A 20,779-nucleotide genomic window follows, 5' to 3' on the forward strand; every position below is an offset into this window, starting at 1 on the left:
TCGGCGCCCGGGGGGCCAGGCGGGCGGGTGTCGCGGGGCTGGCCGTCAGGGCGGGCGCTGGCGGGCGGCGGTCCTGGTCGCGCCGGGGCCGGGACAGCGGCAAGAGGTTGATCCGGTCGGGCGTGCCGATGCGGGATGCCCGGGAGGATGCGGTTGCGTCAGCGGGACGCGGCGGCGGCGGGGCGCTCCGGGGAACTTGGGGCGCAGCCGCAACGCCGCCGTCCGGGACGGCGGCTCCATCGGCCTGCCGGGGGGTGGCATCCGCCCGGTCCCCTGCCGGGTCGGGCCGGTCATCGGGGCCGCCGGATGGACCTTGAGGGGCAGGCTCTGGCTGGCGTTGCGAACCGGCGGGACCGGCGGACGGGCGCGCGGCCCCGGGACCGCCGTCCGGCCCTGCCGGGGCGGGAGTGTGCGGAACCGGCGGTGGAACAGCCGTTTCCCGGGATGGAACCGCTGGAACGTCCGGCGGCACCGGGGCCGGGCGGCAGACAAGCACCTCGGACCCGGGCGTGCCGGTTCCTTCCACCTCGGGGACGGTCCAGCACAGGAACGCCCTCGGCCCTTCAAGGGGCGGGGCGAGCGCGGGTTGGCGCGTTATCGGCCTTGGTTGCACAGGCGGCGCTGCCGGTTCGCGCGCCGCAGGCGTCGGCGCGGAAGGCGCCGGTTCACGGGTGAGCGTCCTCGGCGCCGCTGGGGCTTGGGCCGGTTCCCGGGCGATTGGCCCCGCTGCGGCTTGCGGGGCGGCGGGGGCGGGCTCTCGGGTCAGCGCCCTTGGTGCCGCAGGGGCCGGGGCCGTTTCGCGGGCCGTGCGGGCAGGTTGTGAGGCGGCTTCCGGGGCGGCGGGCGACGGTTCTCGCGCCAGCGTTCCTGGCGCGGCGGGTTCCGGGGCCGCAGGCTTGGGCGCCTCGGCCGCCTTCGGCGCGGCGGGGGCGGGCTGGCTGGCGGGCGTCTTGGGTTCGGCGGCGGGCGGGGGGCTTTCCTTGGGCGCAGGGGCGGGCGTCTTGCGCGGCTCGGGGTCCGACAGGCAGCTTGCCAGGTGACGGGCGCGGGGCTGCATCCCCTCGGGCACTTCGCCGAAGGGCCGGTAGGTGCAGGTGCGGTTGTCGGAATTGCAGGAAATCTCGATCCGCCAGGCCTCCATGTGCGGGGCAGGGCCGATCGTGCCGAAGCCGCCGGGATAAAGGCGATAGGACAGATCCCCCAGGCGGCCCTGCTGCCATTGCCCCGGAAAGCGGGCGTTCGGCACGTCGGCCTGACGCACCTCGACCGATGTCGCGCCGGCGGGCGGGACGGACAGGTCGGGACCGGGGCAGGATTGCGCGCTCAGCGCCGCGGCTGGAACGGCCAGCAGCAAAGCGGCGCTGAGGGCGGCCCGTCTCACCGCGGCACATGCATCAGCGGTCCCGTGGCCCGGAACGCCTGCGCCGCAAGGACCGTGGCGTTGGTGTTGGCCGTGAAGGATCCGTTGACGGTGCCGTCGGCCTCGTAGATGCCCTCGGGCCAGCCGCGCGCGGGATCGGCGAAGGGCACCACGGCGGCCACCATTTCCTGCGTGTATTCGGTGGAAAACAGCGCGTCCCACCCGAAGGCCGCCTTGGTGGACAGCGTCCGGCGGCTGTCGATCCGGTCGCCGCCAAAGGTCAGCACCGCCCAGGGCGAGCCCCCGCCCCAGACCGAGGCATAGGCGAAATGGGGTTCCTGCGACAGGTGCCCCTCGCTGACGCCGGTCAGCAGGCCGGTGTTGCGATAGCGCATTTCCTGCGCGCGATAGACCACGGTGGCGAAGACATGGGTCAGCGCGTCAAAGCCGAATTCCAGCCCGTCGAACAGGTAAGGCTCGCTGGTGGTCAGGGCAGGCGTCTGGTTGCGGTTCAGGCGCGTGTCCACCGGGATCGGCACGCCCTCGACCCGGACGACCTGAAGGGTGGGCGCGACATCCAGGGCCAGGGTGGCGTCCGCGCCCCACAGCATCAACCCCTTGGCGGCATAGCGTTCGTAACCGATGCGGCCTTCCTGGTTCTCGCGCACGGACCCGTCCACCACGGTCGCGCCGTTCAGGCGGCCTTCGCGGGTCACGCGGTCCAGATCCCATCCGGCCACCAGCTCCTCGACCTCGTCGGCCTGATCGGGGTAGTGAAGCTGGACCATCTTCAGCGCCGTCATCAGCCGGCCCATGTCCAGCGCCGACCAGCCAAGCCCCACCGAGGTCGGGCGGTTGGCATAGTCCACCATCTGCAAGGTCCGCGTGTCATAGGCCTTGTTGGGCAGGCTGTCCTCGAACAGCACCAGCCGCGACAGGGCGTTTACCACCTTGGCCGCGCGCTCCTCGGCCTCGGCTTGCGGGATGATGCCAAGCCGCTGGGCCGAGACGATGGCGACCAGATAGGACGCGGTTTCCCACATGGTCGTGGACGGATACTTGTCCACCGACCCTACCAGCCCGGTATCGGGATCGGTGTTGTTGCGGAAATAGGTCCAGGCGATGCGGGCGTAATCGTCGGACTGCTGGGCGCGGCCAAGCCCGTCGGCCAGCGGCAGGGGCACGACCTCGTCAAAGGCGGCAAGCGCGTCGGGTTTGCTGTCGGGCATGTGTCCCGCCCTTTCCAGATAGAAGATGAGCGTCACCCCCAGAAGAAGGGCCGCGATGAAGATGATGTGGCTGCGCGCGCGTGTCAGGTTGGTCGGCAGGCTCATTCGGATTCTCCGGTCAGTTCGGGTTCGGGCGTCCACATCGCCGCCCTGATGATCCCCGACATGGCGAGGCAGTTGTTGAGGCCCCAAAGGGCATTGGTCACGACGCCGGTGACGCTGTGGCCGGTGTCGCCCCAGACCAGCGCCCCGCTGCCCCACAGCAGCGAGGCAAGCGTCAGCGCCACCACCGCGATCTGCGGCCGCACCAGGCGCAGGTGGCGGCCATGCTGGCGGTCCTTGGGCGTGACCGGAAAGGAAATCCTGCGCCCCGACAGCACCGTGCCGATGGCGCGCAGCCCCAGGGGGAAGAAGGACAGGTAGCTGGACTTGCTGGCATAGCCCGCGATCCCCCAGGTGCCCGCCATCATCGCCAGTTCCAGCGCGACCAGGAAGGCCATGGCGTGCAGGAAGAAGGGCAGCGTATAGGCCGACACGGGCGCGATCCCCGTCGCCAGATAGACGACCGGCGCGGCCAGGAAGACGACGTTCCACAAGGGGGCGAGATAGGACCAGAAGGTCGTGGCATACATCAGCCGCTGCGGCAGGGTCAGGCCGCGCCGGAACAGCGGGTTGTCGTTCACCAGGATGTCCAGGCTGCCGCCCGCATACTTGAACCGCTGCACCGACCAGCTGAGCAGATCCTGCGGCGACAGCATCCGTGATTCATAGGTCGGGTGCAGCACCGATTTCCAGCCGCGTTCCCGGTCGGAATGCAGCAGGATCGAGGTATAGATGTCTTCCGACACATGGAAGCGATAGGGGGCCAGCACCTCGGCCACCACGGCCTCGGTTCGGATGGCGGACAGAAGCCCGGCATCGACCATGGGTTCGCGGCTGGTCAGGGTGATCTCCTCCTCGGCGGCGATCACGCGGCGGTCCACGCTGGCGGCAAAGCTGCGCAGGGCGGCCTCCATCACGGCCTCGCGCCGGTGGACCGATCCCGCGCCGCAGCAGAAGGCCGCGTTGGCGCGGTTCCGGCGGCGCAGGATGACCTGATAGAACATCTCGGCGTCGTTCACGAAGGGGTCGCGGCCGATGCGGATTTCGCCCAGGGTGCCCTCGACCGCCCGCCCGATCAGGCGGCCCGCGCGGCCCAGCCTGCGCGACAGCCGGTCGGTCAGCGTCACGCCTTCGGGCAGGTCATAGAACCATTGCGGGGTCTGGACCCAAGCCATCTTCGGATCGCGGAAATGGCCCAGCGTGTGTTCCAGGATCGTCGGAAAGGGCCGGGTGTCGGCGTCAAGGATGACGATGAAATCGCCCCCCGTCCGTTCCATCGCGTGGCGCAGGTTGCCGGCCTTGAAGCCCTCGTTGGTGGCGCGGGTGATGTAGTTCACGCCTTCGGCGTCGCAGACCGCGCGCATTTCCGGGCGGCGGCCGTCGTCGCAGACATGGATGCGGATGTCGATGGGGTGCGGATAGGTGATGGCCTTGGCGTCGATGATGCCCAGCCGGACCAGCTCGGGATCCTCGTTGTAGGTCGCGAAGAACAGGTCCACCGCGATGGGGCGGTCGGGCGCGTCGCTGCCAGGGGTCAGCGTGTCGTGCAGCGTGGCGGCGGGCGTGGGGATGGCGACCGGCTGGTCCTTCCACAGGTTGTAGATGAACAGAAGCAACCCGACATAGGCGCAGCTTTCGGCCATCACCAGCGGGACCGCGAACCACAGGGCGTCGGGGTTCAGCGACTGCGTCCAGCGCCACCACAGATACCATCCCCCCAGCAGCGCAGCGAGCGTCGCCAGGGCCTGCCAGACCGCCTCGCGCCCGGCGGAATAGGGCAGCGGCGCGGGCGGGCGGCGGTGTTCGAAACGGCGGAAGTAATCGTCCATTCGTCAGCCCCGCTGGACCTGTTTCTGCCGCCATTCCCAAGGGGCGGGGCCAAGGCCGATGGTCCAGGCCAGCGGGCGCCAGCGCGACAGCCCGACGGCCAGCAACAGCGAGGCGGGCAGCACGACCGCGAAGCGGCTGGTGACGACCAGCCAGGGCGCCATGTGGGGGGCAAGTCCCGCGCCGATCACCGCCACGTCGTAAAGGTCGATCACCAGCGGATGGACCAGATAGACGCCGAAGGTGAATTGGGCCAGCCAGCTCCAGCGCGGGGACCAGTCCCCGTATTGCGCGCCCATGAACAGCGCGAACATCATCAGCGGCATCAGGAAGTGGCCATAGAAGGACCAGTCCTGCCGCACGCCCCAGGACCCCGAAAACAGCGCCGCGCCGAAAAAGGGCAGCGTCGCCACATAGGCCATGGCCGCGAAATACAGCGCCCCCTTGCGGATCAGCCGGGATTCCCCGCGCGGGATGCCGTCGCGCCACAACCCATAAAGCGCGAAGGCCGCAAGGCCGTAACCCACATAGCCCATCACCTTGGTGGCGCGGATCAGGTAATCGCGGACGGAAGGGTCAAGTCCCAGGGACCAGATGTAATCCTGGATGTGGTGCATGGCCCCCAGCGTGGCGAACAGCGCGATCCCCAGGATGGGAAAGCGCAGCGCCAGCCGCATGACCGGATAGAACAGGAACAGCAGGAACAGCGTGGGTAGGAAGTGCATGTGGTATTGCGACTTGCCCAGCAGGAAGAAGCCCAGCCACGCCCCCGGATCGCCAAGCTGCGCCCAGATCTGGGGCGCGTATCCCGCGACATCGGCCTTGAGCAGGCGGAAGAAGGCATAGAACACCGTCCAGAAGGCAAAGGGCACCAGCAGGCGGCGGGCCTGGTCGCGCATCGCCTGCCCGTAAGGCGGGCTGCGCCGGTCGATGCGCATCGCCATCAGGAACAGCGAGAAGAAGAAGAACATCTCGGAGCCGGAAAATTCCGCGACCGACCGCAGGAAGACCGGCACGATGCGGTCGGCCGCGTCGGCCTTGGGAAAGACCCCGCCCGAGAAATCCGTGGTGCAATGGATCAGCACCACCCCCATCGCGGCGCAGACCCGGTTGGCGTCGAACCAGACCAGACGCGGCTTTGCTTGCTTGTCCATCATGGTTCCTTCGGCATGGGGCATTGGTTGACCTGCTGGGCCGAGATCGGCTGCGGCAGCGGCAGGCCGTGCTTCTCAAGGCTGCAATCGGCGGCGGCGATGGTGCCGTCGGGCTGCGGCACGGGGCGGCAATACTGGAACTCGGTCACGGGCACCGGGGGGTCGTCCGGCAAGGACTGGCAGTTGCAGCAGACGGGTTCCGGGCGCGGTTGCGGCAGGCAGCGGTTGGCGCGGGTTTCCTGGTGGGCGAAGGCCGTGTCCCACAGCTGCGTGTTGCCGTTCAGCCGTTGCAGGATCGGCCCCTGCACCTTGTAAAGCAGCGCGGCCAGGATGATGCCGTTGTTGTTGGCGCTCTGGACCGGGATGAAGCCGTTGCCGTTTTCGTAAAGGCCTTCGTAGAAGCCGCCCTCGTCGGTGGACAGATCCGCGACCGAGTCCAGCAGAAGATCGGTATAGGGCGTGTCCCACAGCGCCCACATGCCCACGGCGGCCTTGGCGGCGATGGCGGCGCGGTCGGGCTGATACACGTCGCTGGGATCCAGCGTGTGCCAGGCGAAACCGTTGGCCCAGATCGCGTCATAAACGAAGAAGGGGGCGCCCTCGACCTGGTGTTCGGACTTGGCGGTCATGATGCCGGTCTGCTCGAACCGGCGCTGCTGGACCAGGTAGATGCGGTTGGCGAATTCCGCCCGCCAGCCCTGGGTCGCCAGGCCGGGGCGGTCCCCCTGCCGGTCGGTGGGCAGCTTCCATCCCAGTTCCAGACCGTCCAGCAGATAGCTTTCGGTCAGGACATAGTTCATGTTCTGGAAGACGCGCGGGTCGCGGGCGTCAACGGGGACGCGCACGCCATAGATCTCGGTATAGGTCACGGGTTCGGGCGACAGCGCGCCCGCCACGTCGAAATCCCACAGGGCGAAACCCTTGGCCGCGTATTCCTCGTATCCCAGGCGGCCTTCCTGGACATAGCGCGTCTCGCCCTTGGCGGTGACGACCGACCCGCGCATCCGCCCGTCTTCGGTGATGGCGTTGCAGAAGTTCCAGCGCAGCACCGTGTTGTCGATGCCCGGGGCCAGATAGGGATAGCGTTCCTTGAGGATCTTCAGCCAGACCAGCATCCGCCCGATGTCGAGGACCGAAAAGCCCACCTCGCCCGGCTTGTTGGCATAGTTCACCTTTTCGCCGGTCTTGGTGTTGTAGACCTTGTTCGGCAACTCGCCCCCGAACAGGTCCAGGTTGCGCAGCGTGCCGATCAGCTGGTTCACGCGCAGATCGAAGGTGCGCTTGTCGATGATGCCCAGTTCATGGGCCGCGACCAGCCCGCTGACATAGGAGGCCGTGTCCCACATCGTGGTCGAAGGATAGGCGCCCACCGCATTGACCAGGCCCGTTTCGGGCTGGAGCCTTTGTTCGAAATAGGCCCAGGCGGTTTCGGCCATCTTGCGTTCGCGCGGGGTCAGGGGGCCGTGGCGGCCGAAGGGCTTGGCGAAGGCGGGATCGCCCGCCGGGGCGGGCGCGGGTTCCGCCGGGGCGGGGGCCGCATCCGTCCGGGCGGCAGCGGGCGTGGCCGGGCCGGTCCCGAACAGGCGCTGGAACAGGCCCGGTTCGGGGGGATTGGCGGGGGCTGTCGCCCCCTGCCCCATCAGCAGGACCACGGCCACCGCGCCCAGGGCGATCGAAAGCGTGCGGGAAGGGGTCATCGTTTCTCCGTCATGGCGCTGCCGTTTCCGCGACCGGGCCGAAGGCGGGGGCCGCCCGGGACAGCGCGGCCTCGGTTTCCCGGACCAGGTCCAGCAATGGGGCAAGATCCCCGGGCCCTGCGGGGGCGTCCTTCAGGGCGGCCTCGGCGCGGCGCGCGGCATCGGCGGTGTCCGGCAGGCCCAGGGTGGCGGCGATCCCCACCAGCGAATGGCAGGCCCGGACCAGGATCGCCCCATCGACCGCCTGCCCCCCTGCCGCCCGTTCCAGGGTGGCGCGGTGGCGGGCCAGATCCTCAAGGCTCGCGCCCAGCAGCAGGGGCATCGCCTCGGGCCCAAGCTGACGGGCCAGGGCGGCAAGCTGTTGCTCCAGGCCCCCTTCGTCTTGCCCGGTTGTCGGGGCCTCGGCCTGCGGGGGGCGGGGCAGCCAGCGCGTCAGGGCGCGGCGCAGCGTGTCCAGATCCAGCGGCTTGGTCAGCACCTCGTTGCAGCCCGCCTCCAGGCAGGCGGTCCGTTCGGCACCCCCCGCATGGGCGGTCAGCGCCAGGACCGGCACGGTGGAGGCGGGCCCGGCCATGCGGCGGATGCGGCGGGTCGCCTCGATCCCGTCCATCCCGGGCATGGAAATGTCCATCAGCACCAGGTCGAAGCCCCCGCGCCCCACGGCCTCCAGCGCGGCCAGGCCGTCTTCGGCAAAGGCCACCCCCTGCCCCAGCCGTTCCAGCATCGAGCGGGCGACCAGGCGGTTGGTGGCATTATCCTCGGCCACCAGGACCGACAGGCGGGGCAAGTCGGTTTCGGGATGGGCGGCATGGGTGTCGGGGGCGGGACCGGCGGGGGCGGCTTCCAGGTCAAGCCAGAAGGACGAGCCCTGCCCCGCCATGCTGGCAAAGCCGATCCGCCCGCCCATCAGGTCCGCCAGCGACCGGCTGATCGCCAGCCCCAGGCCGCTGCCGCCGAAGCGCCGGGTGTAGGATGTGTCAAGCTGGTTGAAGCGGCCGAAGACATGCTGCTGCCGGTCCACGGGGATGCCGATGCCGCTGTCCGTCACGCAAAAGCGCAGCCACAGCCTGCCGTCCCGCGCGGCCCCGTGGGGCGCGCGGTCCACGTCCAGCGTGACCTGGCCCGCATGGGTGAACTTGACGGCGTTGCTGACCAGGTTGGACAGGATCTGGCGGATGCGCAGCGGGTCGCCGGTGATCCAGGCGGGAAGGTCGTCGCCCACACGGGCGGACAGGGCCACGCCCTTGGCGCGCGCGGATTCGCAATACAGATCCACCACGCCCGACACCAGCGGGCGCAGCGCGAAGGGCTGTTCCTCAAGCTCCATCCGGCCCGCCTCGATCTTGGACATGTCCAGCACGTCGTTCAGGATCGCCAGCAGCGCCTCGGCGCTGGTGCGGGCGACGTGGATCTGTTCGCGCTGGCGGTCGTCCAGGGGGGTGGCCTCGACCGCGCCCAGCATCCCCAGGACACCGTTCATGGGGGTGCGCAATTCGTGGCTCATCACGGCCAGGAACTCGGACTTGGCGGTGTTGGCGCGCTCGGCCTCGGCCAGGGCGTCGCGCAGGGCGCGCTCCTGCTCGATGTCGGTGGTCACGTCCTGCAGGGATCCGGTCAGCATGTCGGGCGCGCCCGCCTCGTCATAGTTCATCTCGGCGGTGCCGCGGATGAAGTGTTCGGCCCCGTCCGGGTGCAGGACGCGGCAGTCGAAGCTGGCCTGCCGCTGCCCGCCGGGGGGACCGCTGCGCAGCAGTTCGGCGAACAGGGCCTCGACCCCGCCGAAATCCTCGGGGTGAACGATCTGGCGCAGGGGCAGCGGCCCGTCCGCCGGATCGCAGCCCAGCACCACATACAGTTCCGACGACCAATGGGTCCGCCCGGTGCCGTAGTTGTGGCGAAAGCTGCCAAGGCGGGCGATGCGCTGCGCGGCGGCCAGGCTGCGTTCGCTTTCCCGCAGAGCGCGCCGGGCGCGCGCCTCGACGGTGATATCGCGGACGGTGGACATCATGCTGTGCGGGGTGCCGTCGGGATTGGCGGTCAGTTCCGACTGGACCTCCAGTTCGATCACCTCGCCGTCGCCGCGCTGCACGCGGAAGGTCAGGTCGCGGCGCACCGGCGTCCGCGTCTCGGCCGAGCGGGCAAAGGCCTTGCGTTCGCTGTCCAGCACCTTTTCGGTGTCCGCGGGCAGCAGCAGGGCCTCGAACTGGGCGCCGGTCATCTGCCCCTCGGGGTCGAGGCCGCAGATGCGCGCGAATTCCGGGGACCAAGTGACGGTGTCGCGCGCGTAGTCGCGGCGCAGGTTGCCGATATGGGCGATGCGCTGCGCCTCGGCCAGGTCGCCCATGACGGCGGTCAGCGAGGTTTCGGCCCGGCGCAGGACGCGGTGCTGCATCCACAGGACGATCAGCGTCAGCACCCCCACCAGCAGCAGGAAGGACGCCAGCCGCTGCGCGATCAGCCCGATCCGGGTCAGCTGCCAGCGGTCGTTGGCGTTGATCTTGCCCAGCCTGCGGAAGGCGTCGGTCAGATAGCGGTCAAGCTGCACCAGGTCGGGCGCCAGCAGATCCGCCACCCGGTCCCGCACGGCCGTCGCGTCGCCCTTGACCCCCTCACCCGCGGCCCCGTTCCCCGCCGCCCTGTCAAGCTGCGCCACCAGGGTCGCCACGCGGTCGCGGATGCGTCCCAGCGTTTCGGCGTTTTCCGGCAGCACCGCCCGCGCGCCCGGATAGGCCAGCACCACGCCGATCCGGTGGACCAGAAGCTGCGTGCGCTCGTCCAGCTGCAACCCCAGGCTTTCGCCGGGATCGCGCCCCGATGCGCGGGCCCCCTGCCAGTCCAGCAGCGCGCCATGCAGCGCGTCGATGCCCAGGTGCAGCTCGAACATCTCGTTGCGCATCGAGGTCGTGTCCGCCGTCTCCATGTTGCGCGACAGCACGAAGGGCGCCAGCGCCAGCGCCGAAAAGACCGCCACCACGATCAGCGTCAGGCAGACATGCAGCAACCGCTGCTGCCAGACCGGCACCACGCGCCCGCCCTTCATCACGACCCCTGCCCCGCAAAGCGCAGCACCAGGCGGTTCACGCCGTCCCGGCTGTCATAGTCCAGCGTGTCCGACAGCGCGACGATCAGGGGGATGCCCCGGCCGCTTTCCTCCAGCGGGTCGATGGCGGCGGGATCGCGCGCCGCGCGGAACAGCGCGACCGGGACGGGCCGGCCGGGGTCGCGGATCTCGACGGTGATCCCGGGCGCGTCCTTGCGGACGCTCACGCCGATCCCCGCGCCGGGCGGCAGGCCGCCATGCAGGACGATGTTGGTCAGCGCCTCGGTCAGCGCGATTTCCAGCCGGATCAGGTCTTCGGCGGGCAGCGCGTCGCCCACGAAGGCGCAGACGGACGCCATCGCCGCATCGACCGCGTCAAGCCTGCCCTTGACCGGGAAATCGCGGCTGTCCATCCCTTATGCGTCCAGCGCGGCCACCGCCGCGTCGGCGTCGGGATAGATCTGGAAGACCCGCTCCATCCGGGTGACGCGGAACATCTGCCGCACCGCGTCGCCCAGGCCGCAGACCACCACCTCGCCCCGGTTGCCGACCTTCTTCAGAAGCCCGACGATGGCCCCAAGGCCCGAGGAATCGACAAAGCGCACGGCGGACAGGTCGATGACGACCCTGTTGCTGCCCGCGTCGATCAGCGCGGACGCTTCCTGCCGGAAGGCGTTGGCGCCAAGCGCGGTCAGCCGGTCCCCTTCGGGGCGGATGACGCAAAGGCCGTTGGATTGGACATGCGAATGGATCATGCAGAAAAGCTCCTTTCCAGAGCAAGGACCGTCAGGTCGTCTTCCAGGGGCCGCCCGCCCCGCCATGCCGCCAGCGCGGCCACCACGGCGCCCGGCAGGGCCTCGACATCCTTGCGGGCATGTTCGGCGACCAGGCCGCGCAGCCGGTCCTCGCCAAAGGCGGTGCCATCGGGGGCCTCGGCCTCGATGGCGCCGTCCGAACACAGGATCAGGGTTTCCCCCGCGCCCAGGTCGATGACGCCGTTGTGGTAATCGGCGGTCGCCAGCAGGCCCACCGGAAAGCCGCCGTCGCCCACCAGTTCGGTCGTGCCGTCGCCTCGCGCCAGGATCGGACTGGGATAGCCCGCCTGGCAAAAGAACAGCCGCCCGCTGTGCTGGTCCAGCACGCCGCAGAACATGGTGAAGTATTCGGTGCCGTCCTCGTGAAAGAAGCGGTCGTTCAGATCCTGCACCATCGCCGCCGGATCCGCCGCGCCGGGATCGGACCCCACCTTGTCGGCGAAATACTGGGCCGTCACCAGATGGCCGATGGCCACCGACAGCAGCGCCGCATGGACGCCGTGGCCCGCCACATCGACGGCATAAAAGCCCAGCTTGTCCCCCGGCAGCTGGTAATAGCCGAACATGTCGCCCGACACATAGGCCGAGGGCTGGAAGGCCGTCCCGAACCGGCAGCCCCGGATGTCGCGCGTCCGGCTGGGAAGAAGCCGCCGCTGCGCCTCGGCCGCGACGTTCAGGTCATGCTCGATCCGCCGTTTCGCCAGCTGCAGCGCGCGGTGCTTTGCGGACAAGGCCTGTTCGTGATCGACCAGCCGCGCGGCGGCCCGGATCCGCACCGTCAGCATCGCCGCGTCCAGGGGCTTGGTCATGAAGTCGTCCACCCCCGCCTCCAGCGCCAGGCGCCGCTGCTCGGCCTGGCCCGCCGCCGTCAGCATCACGACATGGATATAGCGCCCCAGGTCGGTGGCCCGGATCCGGCGCGTGACCTCGTGCCCGTCGATGCCCGGCATGTCGAGATCGCAGACCAGGATCGAGGCGCCGCTCCGCTCGATCATCTCCAGCGCCTCCAGGCCGTCGCGCGCCAGCACGGGGGTGAAGCCGATGCGGCTGACCACGGTCGAGGCGAAGATGCGTTGCGTCGCGTCGTCATCGGCGATGACGACCTTGTCGGACAGATGCCTCTGCCGGGCGGGTTCTTGATCAAGAGGCATGATGCGTGACGTCTTCGGGGGCGAGAGAGGGAATTACACCTTCAGGTTTATTGTTAACGAACATTAACAATCTTGGGTGGTTCCTGTCGAGACGAAAGAAACGGTTCAGTTGTCGCAGGGGTGGGGGTTGGGCTTTGGCCGCCAACGGCTGCGGCTTGGGTGCCGCCCTTCAGAAGGCCGCGCGCGGCGCCTTCGGCGTAGGGGCGCGCGGCCGTAGGTGACGACCGCCTTCTGCGCCGGGGTCAACGTCGTCTGCAAGCGATGCGGCGTATGGCTCCGGTCGTGGACGTCGTCGCGACCCCGCCACTTCCAGACCGTCTGTTCGGAGATCCCGTAGCTGCCCCCAGCTTCGGTGTCGTGGTGGCCTGCTTGTGCAGAGAGATCAGCATGCTCCCACCCCCTCACGAACATCGCGCAGGATCAATCGTGCCATGAACAATGCAGACCGGCGAGGGGTCCATGCGATCATCCGGGATGTGACACTTGGGCATCTACCTGCATGACCAGATGCAGTGGGGCAACTGGCAGGCCTTCGCCAGTGCCCGCTGGGACAGGGTCGAGACGACCACGACGGCTGCCGACCGTTCGACAGGCACCCAGGACGACACCGGCCGTTCCGGGCGCCTGGCGCTGAGCCATGACTGGAGCAACGGCGTCATGGTCTATGGCAGCGTTTCGACCTCGTTCGCGCCCAACATCGGCTTCGTTTATGACGATCCGGCCGACGACAGCACGCAGCGGGCAGCGCGCCCCACGCAGTCCACGCAGCGCGAGATCGGCCTGAAATACGCCCCCGAAGGCACGAACCTGCTGCTGTCCGCCGCCGTCTTCGACATCGATCAGCGCGATGGCACCGTGCTGGATGTCTCGACCGGCGAGAACCGGCAGCGCCAGCTGGACCTGAACAGCCGGGGCTTTGAACTGGAGGCGCAGGCGAACTGGGACAATGGCTGGGGGGTGATCGCCAGCTATGCCCACCAGCGCGTCAGGATCGAGAAGGGCGCGGCGGGAACCGTGGGCAACGAGCTGTCGGGCGTTCCGAACGACACGCTTTCGCTTTGGGGCAAGCATGACATCCAGTCGGGTCCGGCGGCGGGCCTCGGGCTGGCGGCGGGCCTGCGCTATGTGGGCGAAAGCCATGGCGACGATGCCAATGCCATCACCAACGACGATCGCGTCTTCGTGGACCTTGGCGTCAGCTACCAGCCGGCAGGGCTGCCGGGGGTCGAGATGCAGGTGAACATCAAGAACCTGTTCGACCAGCAAAAGCAGACCTGCACCGCCGGATACTGCTATCGCGACGAGGGCCGCACCTGGACGGCAAGCCTGAGCCGCCGCTTCTGATGGCGCAGGGTGCGGGGCAGCCAGGACAGGCGGCGATCCTGTCCGGCCTGTGGGCCGCCTATGTCGCGCAAAGCGTGATCGGCGGCCTGACCTGGGGCGGGCTGCCCGCCGTGCTGCGCGACCAGGGCCTGCCCCTGGACCGGATCGGCCTTCTGTCCCTGCTGATTGCGCCCTGGGCGCTGAAGGTGCTGTGGTCGCCGGTGATCGAACGGTGGCGGTTGCCGCCCGGCCGCCCGCCCCGCAGCGCCATGCTGGTGCTGCCGTTCGGCCTGGTCGCCGTTCTGGGCCTGCTGTCCGCCGGGGCCGTCGGCCTGGTGCCGTTGCTGCCTGCGCTGGCCTGCCTGATGGCGGTGGCCTTCGCCACGGCAACCGCCGATATCGTCGTTGACGGCCATGCGGTCGGCGCCCTTGCCCGCAGCGGGCACGGCTGGGGCAATGCCGCGCAGGTCGGCGGCGCCTATGTCGGATCGGCCATCGGCGCGGGGCTTCTTCTTGTGGTGGTCGCGCGGATCGGCTGGACGGGGGCTGTCTGGTTCATGGCCGGACTGGTGGCTGTCCTGCTTGTCTGGTTCGCCCTGACGGCGCGGGGGTCCGCCTTATCTCCGGCAGCAGGTGCGCGTCCCAGCCTGCGCCGCGCGCTGGCCCGGCGCGACATCCGGAAGGGCCTGATGCTGACGGCCATCTTTGTCGTCGCCCAGAAGCTGTCCCTGGGCATGCTGGGGCCGTTCCTGATCGACAGGGGCATTCCCTTGGCGGCGGTGGGCCTGCTCAACGGCTTCGGCAGCCTGGTTCTGGGGCTTTTGGGGGCGCTGCTGGGCGGGGCGGCGGTCCAGCGGTGGGGGGTGCGGACCACCATGATCGGCGCGCTGGTGTCCCAGGCCATCCTGATGCTGTGCCTGGCGCTGAGCGGGGCCGGGGTGGCGCTGCCGCCCGCCCTGCCGGTCGCGGCCGCGCTGTTGTCGGGATCGGCGCTGTCGGCCATCGGCTTCACCGCGCTTTATGCCCAGTTCATGCGGTGGTCGGATCCAGGACAGGGCGGCGTGGACTTCACCCTGTTCCAGTGCCTCGATGGCGCGCTCAGCATGGCCCTGGGGCTTGTCGCAGGGATCGTGGCGCAGCAGGGGGGCTATGGCGTCTTCTTCGGTCTTGCCGCCGTCCTGCCCGTTCTGGCAGTCCTGATGCTGCAATGGCTGGTGAAGACGCAGCCCCCGGCAAGGGCGGCGTAAGAACGGTGCCGCCTGCCTTCAGGCGGCCGATGTGTGGTGCGGCTCTTCCGCCATCTCGCCCGCCACGCCGCGCCGCCAATAGGCTGCGGCCATGTGCCGGTCGCGCGGCAGCTTCCAGACCGAACGGATGTGGCGGCGGATGTCGCGGAACGCGTCGAACTCGCATCCGGCCCAGACGTAAAGGTCGTCGGACGGCTGCCGCCGGGCCAGCGCCTCGACCAGAAGCCGCGTGGTGCCGGGCGCGGCGCCGCGCCGATGCAGCCATTCGACCGGGCCGGCCAGATCTTGTTCGTCCCCGGGACCGTCCACCTCGATGATCGCCTCGCAGAGGGTGCCGGGCAAGGCGGCCTCCAGCATCCGGGCGATGGCCGGCAGCGCCGTCTCGTCGCCCAGCAACAGCACCCGTGGCGCCTGCGGGATCGCCCCGCCGCCCGGACCCAGCAGACCCGCGACATCGCCCGGACGGCAGGTCGCGGCCCAGCCACCGGCAGATCTCTCGGCGGTCGGATGAAGCACGAAGTCGATTTCGACCTCGCCGCGCGCCGGATCGACATGGCGGATGGTATAGACGCGCACCAGCAAGGCATCGGCTCCGGTCGGAAAGCTTAATGCGCCGCTGGCCGTCAGCATCGGCCATACCGGCGGCAGGTTCGCCGGGCGATCCGTGGGGGGCAGAAGCAGGCGGACGTGAAGCTCGTCCAGGGGCAGGTCATGCAGGTCGGGGACAGCGAAGGTCACCCGCTGCATCGACGGCGTCAGGCGGCGCGTGGCCGTGACGCGGACCTCGCGGAAGAAGGGCGGAACGCCATGGGACTGGCCGTCGCCCTGCCAGTGAAGCTCCACCTCCTCGGCCAGATATTCGCGGATGTGATCCACGAAGATCAGCTTCATGTAGCTGAGGCCGATGGGGTTGACCCCTGTCGCCTCGACAAGAAGCGCCGCACCGTCCCGGCGCACGTCGAAACCGCCCAGGGGAAGCTGCATCCGCCAGGGGCCCGCCTCGGTTCCCGTGATGTATTCCGGGTGATCCGCCGCGAAGCGGAACATGGCGGTGGCGCCTTGAGGATGGTCAAGCCGGGTCTTCGCGTGCAGCATCGGGATCTCGGGTGCAGAGGGTTTCTGGCTGCGCAAGGCGTGGCTGGGGCTTGTGTAACCCAGGACAACGCCGGCAGCCAGACTTTCCGGGCTGCTTGCAACCTGTCCAAGCCCTGCGCCATCGACTATGGAACGGCAAAGCGGATGACGGAGCATGAATGTCGGAGCTTCCCCTTCTCGGCCTGGCGGCGCAGGTTTCCGACCTGAAGGCCAATCCCGCGCTGCTGCACGATGCGCCGCGCGACATCGAGCTGCATGATTTCTTCATGGCCGATGTGCTTGGAGGGGACTGGAGGCCCCTGGCCCGGGAAGCGCGCGCCGTGCTGCGCGGGCATGGGGGGCGTCTTGGCATCCACGGGCCGTTCTGGGGCCTCGACATCTCGAACCCCGACCCCGACGTGCAGGCCATCGTGGCCCGCCGCATGGACCAGGCGCTGGATGTCTGCGCCTTCCTCGGGGCGTCGCAGATGGTCATCCATTCGCCCTATACGCTGTGGGACCACCACAACCTGGATCATTTCGCCTGGCGCTCGGCCCATGAGTGGATCATCGCGAACTGCCATGCCTGCCTGCGCCCGGCGGTCGCGCGCGCCGAGGCCCTGGGCGTGACGGTGGTGATCGAGAATGTGCAGGACAAGGATCCCGACATCCGCGCCGACCTGGTGCGCAGCTTCGAATCCAGGGCCGTGGCCCTGTCGGTCGATACGGGGCACGCCCATTTCATGAACGGGGTGGGCCAGGCGCCTCCGGTGGATTTCTTCATCCGCCGCGCGGGCGACCTGCTGCAGCACGTGCATCTGCATGACGGCGACGGCAATGCGGACCGGCATTGGCGCGTGGGCGACGGCTCGATCCCCTGGGCGGCCGTGTTCCGGGCGCTGTCCGAAGCGCCCCGGATGCCGCGCCTGATCCTTGAACTGAGCGACAAGGCGGGCGTTCCCGCCTCGATCGCCCGGCTGCGGGACCTGGGGCTGGCCCGATAGGCGCGGCCCCGGGGTTCGCGTTCAGGGTTGCCAGTTGACCTCGGCCACGGACCAGTGCCCCTGGGGGCCGATGTGGAAACGCGACAGCGACAAGGGCGCGACCTGGAAGGACAAGGCCCCGGCCACCGATCCCGTGGCATGGGCAAGCGCCGCGCGGACCGTGCCCGCATGGGCGGTCACGACATGGACCCCCGGCCGGGCCGCCAGGTCCAGCAGGGCGGGAACAGTGCGGGCGCAAGCTTCCCGAAAGCTTTCGCCGTTCGGCGGGCGATGGTCGGCCAGCGCCTCGGGATCGAGAAGGCCCAGATCGGGAAGGTCCGCATGGCTCAGTCCCTCCCAATCTCCGAAGTGCTGTTCCCACAGCCTGTCGTCCAGCCTTGCCGTCGGGCCGGAAAACAGGGCGTCTGCCGTCATCAGGCAGCGCCGCGCCGGAGAGCTGATCAGCCGCGCAGTCCCGGGCAGGCGTGCGGCAACGGCCGCGATCCTTGCCGCATCCGACACATCCGCCGGCAGGTCGAGGCGGCCCGCAAGCTGCCCCTTTCCGGCGACGGGCGCGTGGCGGATCAGGATGATGTCCGCGCCCTGTCCCTCAGCCATCCCGCGTCGCCCCTTCAGTCAGCGGCCGCGCCGTGATTAGATGCCGGTCAGGCAAAGACAGGATCTCCATGGGTTCGATCATCCTTGTAACGGGCGGGGCGCGGTCTGGAAAAAGCGCCATCGCGGAAAGCCGGACGCTCTCGCTCGGCAGCCCTGCCGTCTATATCGCGACCGCGCAAGCCCTCGACGCCGAGATGGAGGAACGGATCGCGCGTCACCGGGCCCGGCGCGGGACCGCGTGGCAGACCCATGCCGAGCCGCTCGACCTGTGCGGGGCGCTTGGGCTGACCGACGGAACGCCGCGGCTGGTGGACTGCCTGACCTTGTGGCTGACGAACCTGATCCTGGCCGAACGCGACTGGCAGGCCGAGGCCGCGCGGCTGATCGGGACGCTTGGCGCGCAGGCCTCGCCCGTGGTGCTGGTGACGAACGAGGTCGGCGCCGGGATCGTGCCCGAGAACCGGCTTGCCCGGCTGTTCCGCGATGCGGCGGGCCTGCTGAACCAGCAGGTCGCGCAAAGGGCGGACGAAGTCATCCTGGCCGTCTGCGGCCTTCCCGTGAAAGTGAAATGATGCGCCTTGAATCCCTGTCCCAAGTCGCCGCCCTGGCCGATACCCTGCCCGTCGCCGACAAGGCCGCCCGCGCCGCCGCCGCGCGCCGGCAGGACAGCCTGACAAAGCCGCCCGGCTCGCTCGGCCGGCTGGAAGAAATCGCGCTGTTCATGGCCGCATGGCAGGGGACCGAGCGGCCCCGGGCCGAGCGGGCGCAGGCCCTGGTCTTTGCGGGCAACCACGGGCTCTGCGCGCAGGGCGTGAACCCCTTCCCGCAAGAGGTGACGGCGCAGATGGTGGCGAACTTCCGGGCCGGGGGTGCTGCGATCAACCAGCTTTGCCGCGTGAACGGCGCCGCCCTGTCGGTGATCGCGCTGGACCTTGACCGCCCGACCGCCGACTTCACCACCGGCCCGGCGATGACCGGGCCCGAGGTGCTGGAGGCCATGAACCGTGGCTCTGCGGCCGTCGATCCGCAGGCCGACATCCTGACCCTGGGCGAGATGGGCATCGGCAACTCGACCGTCTCGGCGGCCCTTTGCGCCGCGCTGTTCGGGGGCGAGGTCGCGGATTGGGTTGGCCGGGGCACCGGCTCGGACGATGCGGGCCTGCAGCGCAAGATCGACGCGATCACGCGCGGCCTTGCGCGTCACCGGGGCCGTCCGCCGCTGGAAACCCTTGCCGCCCTGGGCGGGCGCGAGCAGGCCGCGATCTGCGGCGCGGTCCTTGCGGCGCGCGCGGCGCGCATCCCGGTGATCCTTGACGGCTTCATCTGCACCGCCGCCGTGGCGCCCCTGTTCGCGGCGGATCCGCGCCTGCTTGACCACTGCCTTGTCGGCCACCTGTCGCTCGAGCCAGGCCACCGCAAGCTGCTTGCGGCCATGGGCAGGACCGCCATCCTCGATTTCGACATGCGTCTGGGGGAAGGCTCGGGGGCGGCGCTGGCGCTCGGGATCGTGCGCGCGGCGCTTGCCTGCCACAACGGCATGGCGACCTTTGCCGATGCCGGGGTCGCCGGGGCATGAGGCGGCGGCTTGCCGAGGCGCGGCTGGCGGTCATCCTTCTGACGCGGGTGCCCTTTGGGCGCCTGCGCGATCCCGTTCCGCCGCTTGGCGCGGCAGCCTGGGCCTTTCCGCTGGCCGGGCTGCCGGTCGGCCTGATCGCGGGCGCGGTGATGTGGGCCGCGCTGGCGGCGGGTCTGTCGCCCCTGATCGCGGGCGGGCTGGCCCTTGGCGCGCAGGTGATGGCGACGGGCGCCCTGCACGAGGACGGGCTTGCCGACATCTGCGACGGCTTCTGGGGCGGGGCCACGCGCGAACGGCGGCTTCAGATCATGCGCGACAGCCGGATCGGCAGCTATGGCACGGTCGGGCTGGTCCTGACGCTGGGCCTGCGCTGGCTGGGACTGGCCGCCTTGGCCGAGGCGCAGGCCGTGGCCGCCGTGGTCGCCGTCGCCATGGCAAGCCGTGTGGCGCCGGTCGTCCTGATGGCGGGGTTGCCGGCCGCCCGTGCCGATGGCCTGGGCGCGCAAGGCGGGACCGTGGGAATAAGGGCCGTCCTGCTGGCGGCTCTGATCGGAGGGTTGCCGATGCTGGTCGTGCCGCAGGGCGCGGCCGCGCTGGTCTTCGCAGCCCTTGCCGTCACCGCCCTGGCGCTTGTCGCCCGCCAGAAGATCGGCGGGCAGACCGGCGACGTGCTGGGCGCGGGCCAGCAGGCTGCCGAGATCGGCCTGCTGCTGACGCTTGGCGCAGGCCGCTGAGCTTGCCGCAAAAGGAGGGCCGTGGCCCCGGCAGCCTTCGCCATCAACCAGATCCCCGTCGGAAATCTGCGGAAAGAGGAGCGGCAGAAGGCGGACCGGGCCGAGCGCACCCGCCAGCGGAAGCTGGTGAAGGAACACGAGGCCCATGCGCCAGGACGACGAGCCGCCCGCGAACTGCAGCCTGCCCTGCCGCTGATTCGGACAGCAAGTTCAAAACACCTTTGCCAGGTGGATGAGAAACGGGCTCCCTGTAATTTGACTTGTGTTCTCAAGTCCTGGCACCCATCCAGATCGCCGGAAATGCACAAGGAATAACAGATATGTATCGCTCGATTTCCGTCTTTGCCATGGCCTCCTCCTTTCTGCTTGCCGGCTGCCTTGCAGATGAGTCCGAACCACTTGGCGAAGGGCATCCAAAGCTCGGCTGCAGGAAGGAGAATGGAAGGTCGTGAGTCTTGGCGGCCAGAACGTTGTTACAGGATCGCCTGCGACCTTGCTGTTCAGCGAAGATGGTCAAGTCTCTGGCAATGCAAGCTGCAACCGTTTGGTCGCAAGCTATACCGTGCGGGGCAGCGAAATCAGCATCACCCCGGGCGGAACGACAATGATGATGTGCCCGCCCGAGTTGATGGAGCAGGAGCAGAAGATGATGGGTCTTCTGCAAGCCGTCGATACATATCGCATCGACGAAAGCGGCGCGCTTGTTCTTGGCCGCGAAGCCGGAAAACAGATCATCGCGCGCCGCTGACGCCTGACGGGTAATCCGCTTCCCTGAGCCTGCGCTTGGGCCCACCAGCACTTTCGCCTGTGGGACCAAGGCCTGCGCCACCCGCCAATTGGTCCGGTTGA

Annotated in this window: 18 protein-coding genes and 2 pseudogenes; 8 read left to right on the forward strand and 12 right to left on the reverse strand. The window is 69.3% G+C overall.

Annotation, left to right across the window (positions count from 1 at the left end):
* From JX613_RS13025 to JX613_RS19960, 10 genes and pseudogenes are all read right to left on the reverse strand, one after another.
* A pseudogene (locus JX613_RS13025) lies at nt 1-1,381 on the reverse strand (hypothetical protein); the annotation flags it as partial.
* Nucleotides 1,378-2,694 (reverse strand): DUF3131 domain-containing protein, encoded by a 1,317-nt coding sequence (locus JX613_RS13030; RefSeq protein WP_207101895.1) that lies wholly within the window; start codon nt 2,692-2,694, stop codon nt 1,378-1,380. The gene JX613_RS13030 and the pseudogene JX613_RS13025, both read right to left, overlap by 4 nt.
* Nucleotides 2,691-4,520 carry a glycosyltransferase family 2 protein gene (locus JX613_RS13035; protein WP_207101896.1) on the reverse strand — a complete coding sequence of 610 codons (1,830 nt, stop codon included), beginning with the start codon at nt 4,518-4,520 and terminating at the stop codon, nt 2,691-2,693. Before JX613_RS13035 ends, JX613_RS13030 begins: the two co-directional genes overlap by 4 nt.
* A 3-nt stretch (nt 4,521-4,523) precedes the next feature.
* The gene (locus JX613_RS13040; protein ID WP_207101897.1) at nt 4,524-5,672 is read right to left on the reverse strand and encodes an acyltransferase; all 1,149 of its coding nucleotides are present in this window, start codon (nt 5,670-5,672) and stop codon (nt 4,524-4,526) included.
* Nucleotides 5,672-7,369 (reverse strand): DUF3131 domain-containing protein, encoded by a 1,698-nt coding sequence (locus JX613_RS13045; RefSeq protein WP_237168557.1) that lies wholly within the window; start codon nt 7,367-7,369, stop codon nt 5,672-5,674. The genes JX613_RS13040 and JX613_RS13045 overlap by 1 nt, the downstream gene beginning before the upstream one ends.
* 10 nt (nt 7,370-7,379) lie before the next feature.
* Complete coding sequence (locus JX613_RS13050) at nt 7,380-10,409, reverse strand: hybrid sensor histidine kinase/response regulator (RefSeq protein WP_207101898.1); 3,030 nt, start codon at nt 10,407-10,409, stop codon at nt 7,380-7,382.
* Nucleotides 10,409-10,822 (reverse strand): ATP-binding protein, encoded by a 414-nt coding sequence (locus JX613_RS13055; protein WP_207101899.1) that lies wholly within the window; start codon nt 10,820-10,822, stop codon nt 10,409-10,411. The genes JX613_RS13050 and JX613_RS13055 overlap by 1 nt, the downstream gene beginning before the upstream one ends.
* Before the next feature lie 3 nt (nt 10,823-10,825).
* Complete coding sequence (locus JX613_RS13060; RefSeq protein WP_207101900.1) at nt 10,826-11,164, reverse strand: STAS domain-containing protein; 339 nt, start codon at nt 11,162-11,164, stop codon at nt 10,826-10,828.
* Nucleotides 11,161-12,375, reverse strand: a complete 1,215-nt coding sequence (locus JX613_RS13065) for a PP2C family protein-serine/threonine phosphatase (protein ID WP_207101901.1) — start codon at nt 12,373-12,375, stop codon at nt 11,161-11,163. The genes JX613_RS13060 and JX613_RS13065 overlap by 4 nt, the downstream gene beginning before the upstream one ends.
* A gap of 198 nt (nt 12,376-12,573) precedes the next feature.
* Nucleotides 12,574-12,711 (reverse strand): annotated as a pseudogene (locus tag JX613_RS19960) (IS481 family transposase); the annotation flags it as partial.
* Between the two features lie 147 nt (nt 12,712-12,858).
* Between JX613_RS19960 and JX613_RS13070 the strand changes: the two are divergent.
* Nucleotides 12,859-13,719, forward strand: a complete 861-nt coding sequence (locus JX613_RS13070) for a TonB-dependent receptor domain-containing protein (RefSeq protein WP_207101902.1) — start codon at nt 12,859-12,861, stop codon at nt 13,717-13,719.
* Complete coding sequence (locus tag JX613_RS13075; protein ID WP_207101903.1) at nt 13,719-14,945, forward strand: MFS transporter; 1,227 nt, start codon at nt 13,719-13,721, stop codon at nt 14,943-14,945. The genes JX613_RS13070 and JX613_RS13075 overlap by 1 nt, the downstream gene beginning before the upstream one ends.
* A gap of 18 nt (nt 14,946-14,963) precedes the next feature.
* Here the strand turns inward: JX613_RS13075 and JX613_RS13080 are convergent, their stop codons facing one another.
* Nucleotides 14,964-16,040, reverse strand: coding sequence for a siderophore-interacting protein (locus JX613_RS13080; protein WP_207101904.1), 1,077 nt, complete (start codon nt 16,038-16,040; stop codon nt 14,964-14,966).
* A gap of 158 nt (nt 16,041-16,198) precedes the next feature.
* Between JX613_RS13080 and JX613_RS13085 the strand changes: the two genes are divergently transcribed.
* Nucleotides 16,199-17,023, forward strand: coding sequence for a sugar phosphate isomerase/epimerase family protein (locus JX613_RS13085; protein WP_207101905.1), 825 nt, complete (start codon nt 16,199-16,201; stop codon nt 17,021-17,023).
* Between the two features lie 21 nt (nt 17,024-17,044).
* Here JX613_RS13085 and JX613_RS13090 read toward each other — a convergent pair whose 3' ends face one another.
* Nucleotides 17,045-17,620 (reverse strand): histidine phosphatase family protein, encoded by a 576-nt coding sequence (locus tag JX613_RS13090; protein WP_207101906.1) that lies wholly within the window; start codon nt 17,618-17,620, stop codon nt 17,045-17,047.
* Nucleotides 17,621-17,688: 68 nt separating this feature from the next.
* On the opposite strand from JX613_RS13090, the gene cobU reads away from it, so the two are divergent.
* The 5 genes from cobU to JX613_RS13115 all read left to right on the forward strand — a co-directional run bounded on the left by cobU (nt 17,689) and on the right by JX613_RS13115 (nt 20,678).
* The gene (gene cobU / locus JX613_RS13095) at nt 17,689-18,192 is read left to right on the forward strand and encodes a bifunctional adenosylcobinamide kinase/adenosylcobinamide-phosphate guanylyltransferase (protein ID WP_207101907.1); all 504 of its coding nucleotides are present in this window, start codon (nt 17,689-17,691) and stop codon (nt 18,190-18,192) included.
* On the forward strand, nt 18,189-19,196 hold the full coding sequence (gene cobT, locus JX613_RS13100; RefSeq protein ID WP_207101908.1) for a nicotinate-nucleotide--dimethylbenzimidazole phosphoribosyltransferase: 1,008 nt from the start codon (nt 18,189-18,191) through the stop codon (nt 19,194-19,196). The genes cobU and cobT overlap by 4 nt, the downstream gene beginning before the upstream one ends.
* Nucleotides 19,193-19,930 (forward strand): adenosylcobinamide-GDP ribazoletransferase, encoded by a 738-nt coding sequence (locus JX613_RS13105; RefSeq protein WP_207101909.1) that lies wholly within the window; start codon nt 19,193-19,195, stop codon nt 19,928-19,930. The genes cobT and JX613_RS13105 overlap by 4 nt, the downstream gene beginning before the upstream one ends.
* A gap of 21 nt (nt 19,931-19,951) precedes the next feature.
* Complete coding sequence (locus tag JX613_RS13110) at nt 19,952-20,245, forward strand: hypothetical protein (protein ID WP_207101910.1); 294 nt, start codon at nt 19,952-19,954, stop codon at nt 20,243-20,245.
* A gap of 109 nt (nt 20,246-20,354) precedes the next feature.
* Nucleotides 20,355-20,678: an META domain-containing protein gene (locus JX613_RS13115; protein WP_237168560.1), complete on the forward strand. Its 324-nt coding sequence runs from the start codon at nt 20,355-20,357 to the stop codon at nt 20,676-20,678.
* Nucleotides 20,679-20,779 lie beyond the last annotated feature (101 nt).

It is taken from the genome of Paracoccus shandongensis (genome assembly GCF_017315735.1).
Taxonomy (GTDB): Bacteria; Pseudomonadota; Alphaproteobacteria; order Rhodobacterales; family Rhodobacteraceae; genus Paracoccus; species Paracoccus shandongensis.

What these genes read in the sequence shown, in the direction of transcription:
- JX613_RS13030 (WP_207101895.1), bottom strand. Translation starts at nt 2,694, where the DNA reads ATGAGCCTGCCGACCAACCTGACACGCGCGCGCAGCCACATCATCTTC.
- JX613_RS13060 (WP_207101900.1), bottom strand. Translation starts at nt 11,164, where the DNA reads ATGATCCATTCGCATGTCCAATCCAACGGCCTTTGCGTCATCCGCCCC.
- cobT (WP_207101908.1), top strand. Translation starts at nt 18,189, where the DNA reads ATGATGCGCCTTGAATCCCTGTCCCAAGTCGCCGCCCTGGCCGATACC.
- JX613_RS13080 (WP_207101904.1), bottom strand. Translation starts at nt 16,040, where the DNA reads ATGCTGCACGCGAAGACCCGGCTTGACCATCCTCAAGGCGCCACCGCC.
- JX613_RS13045 (WP_237168557.1), bottom strand. Translation starts at nt 7,369, where the DNA reads ATGACCCCTTCCCGCACGCTTTCGATCGCCCTGGGCGCGGTGGCCGTG.
- JX613_RS13055 (WP_207101899.1), bottom strand. Translation starts at nt 10,822, where the DNA reads ATGGACAGCCGCGATTTCCCGGTCAAGGGCAGGCTTGACGCGGTCGAT.
- JX613_RS13085 (WP_207101905.1), top strand. Translation starts at nt 16,199, where the DNA reads ATGTCGGAGCTTCCCCTTCTCGGCCTGGCGGCGCAGGTTTCCGACCTG.
- JX613_RS13105 (WP_207101909.1), top strand. Translation starts at nt 19,193, where the DNA reads ATGAGGCGGCGGCTTGCCGAGGCGCGGCTGGCGGTCATCCTTCTGACG.
- cobU (WP_207101907.1), top strand. Translation starts at nt 17,689, where the DNA reads ATGGGTTCGATCATCCTTGTAACGGGCGGGGCGCGGTCTGGAAAAAGC.
- JX613_RS13075 (WP_207101903.1), top strand. Translation starts at nt 13,719, where the DNA reads ATGGCGCAGGGTGCGGGGCAGCCAGGACAGGCGGCGATCCTGTCCGGC.
- JX613_RS13050 (WP_207101898.1), bottom strand. Translation starts at nt 10,409, where the DNA reads ATGAAGGGCGGGCGCGTGGTGCCGGTCTGGCAGCAGCGGTTGCTGCAT.
- JX613_RS13065 (WP_207101901.1), bottom strand. Translation starts at nt 12,375, where the DNA reads ATGCCTCTTGATCAAGAACCCGCCCGGCAGAGGCATCTGTCCGACAAG.
- JX613_RS13040 (WP_207101897.1), bottom strand. Translation starts at nt 5,672, where the DNA reads ATGGACAAGCAAGCAAAGCCGCGTCTGGTCTGGTTCGACGCCAACCGG.
- JX613_RS13035 (WP_207101896.1), bottom strand. Translation starts at nt 4,520, where the DNA reads ATGGACGATTACTTCCGCCGTTTCGAACACCGCCGCCCGCCCGCGCCG.
- JX613_RS13090 (WP_207101906.1), bottom strand. Translation starts at nt 17,620, where the DNA reads ATGGCTGAGGGACAGGGCGCGGACATCATCCTGATCCGCCACGCGCCC.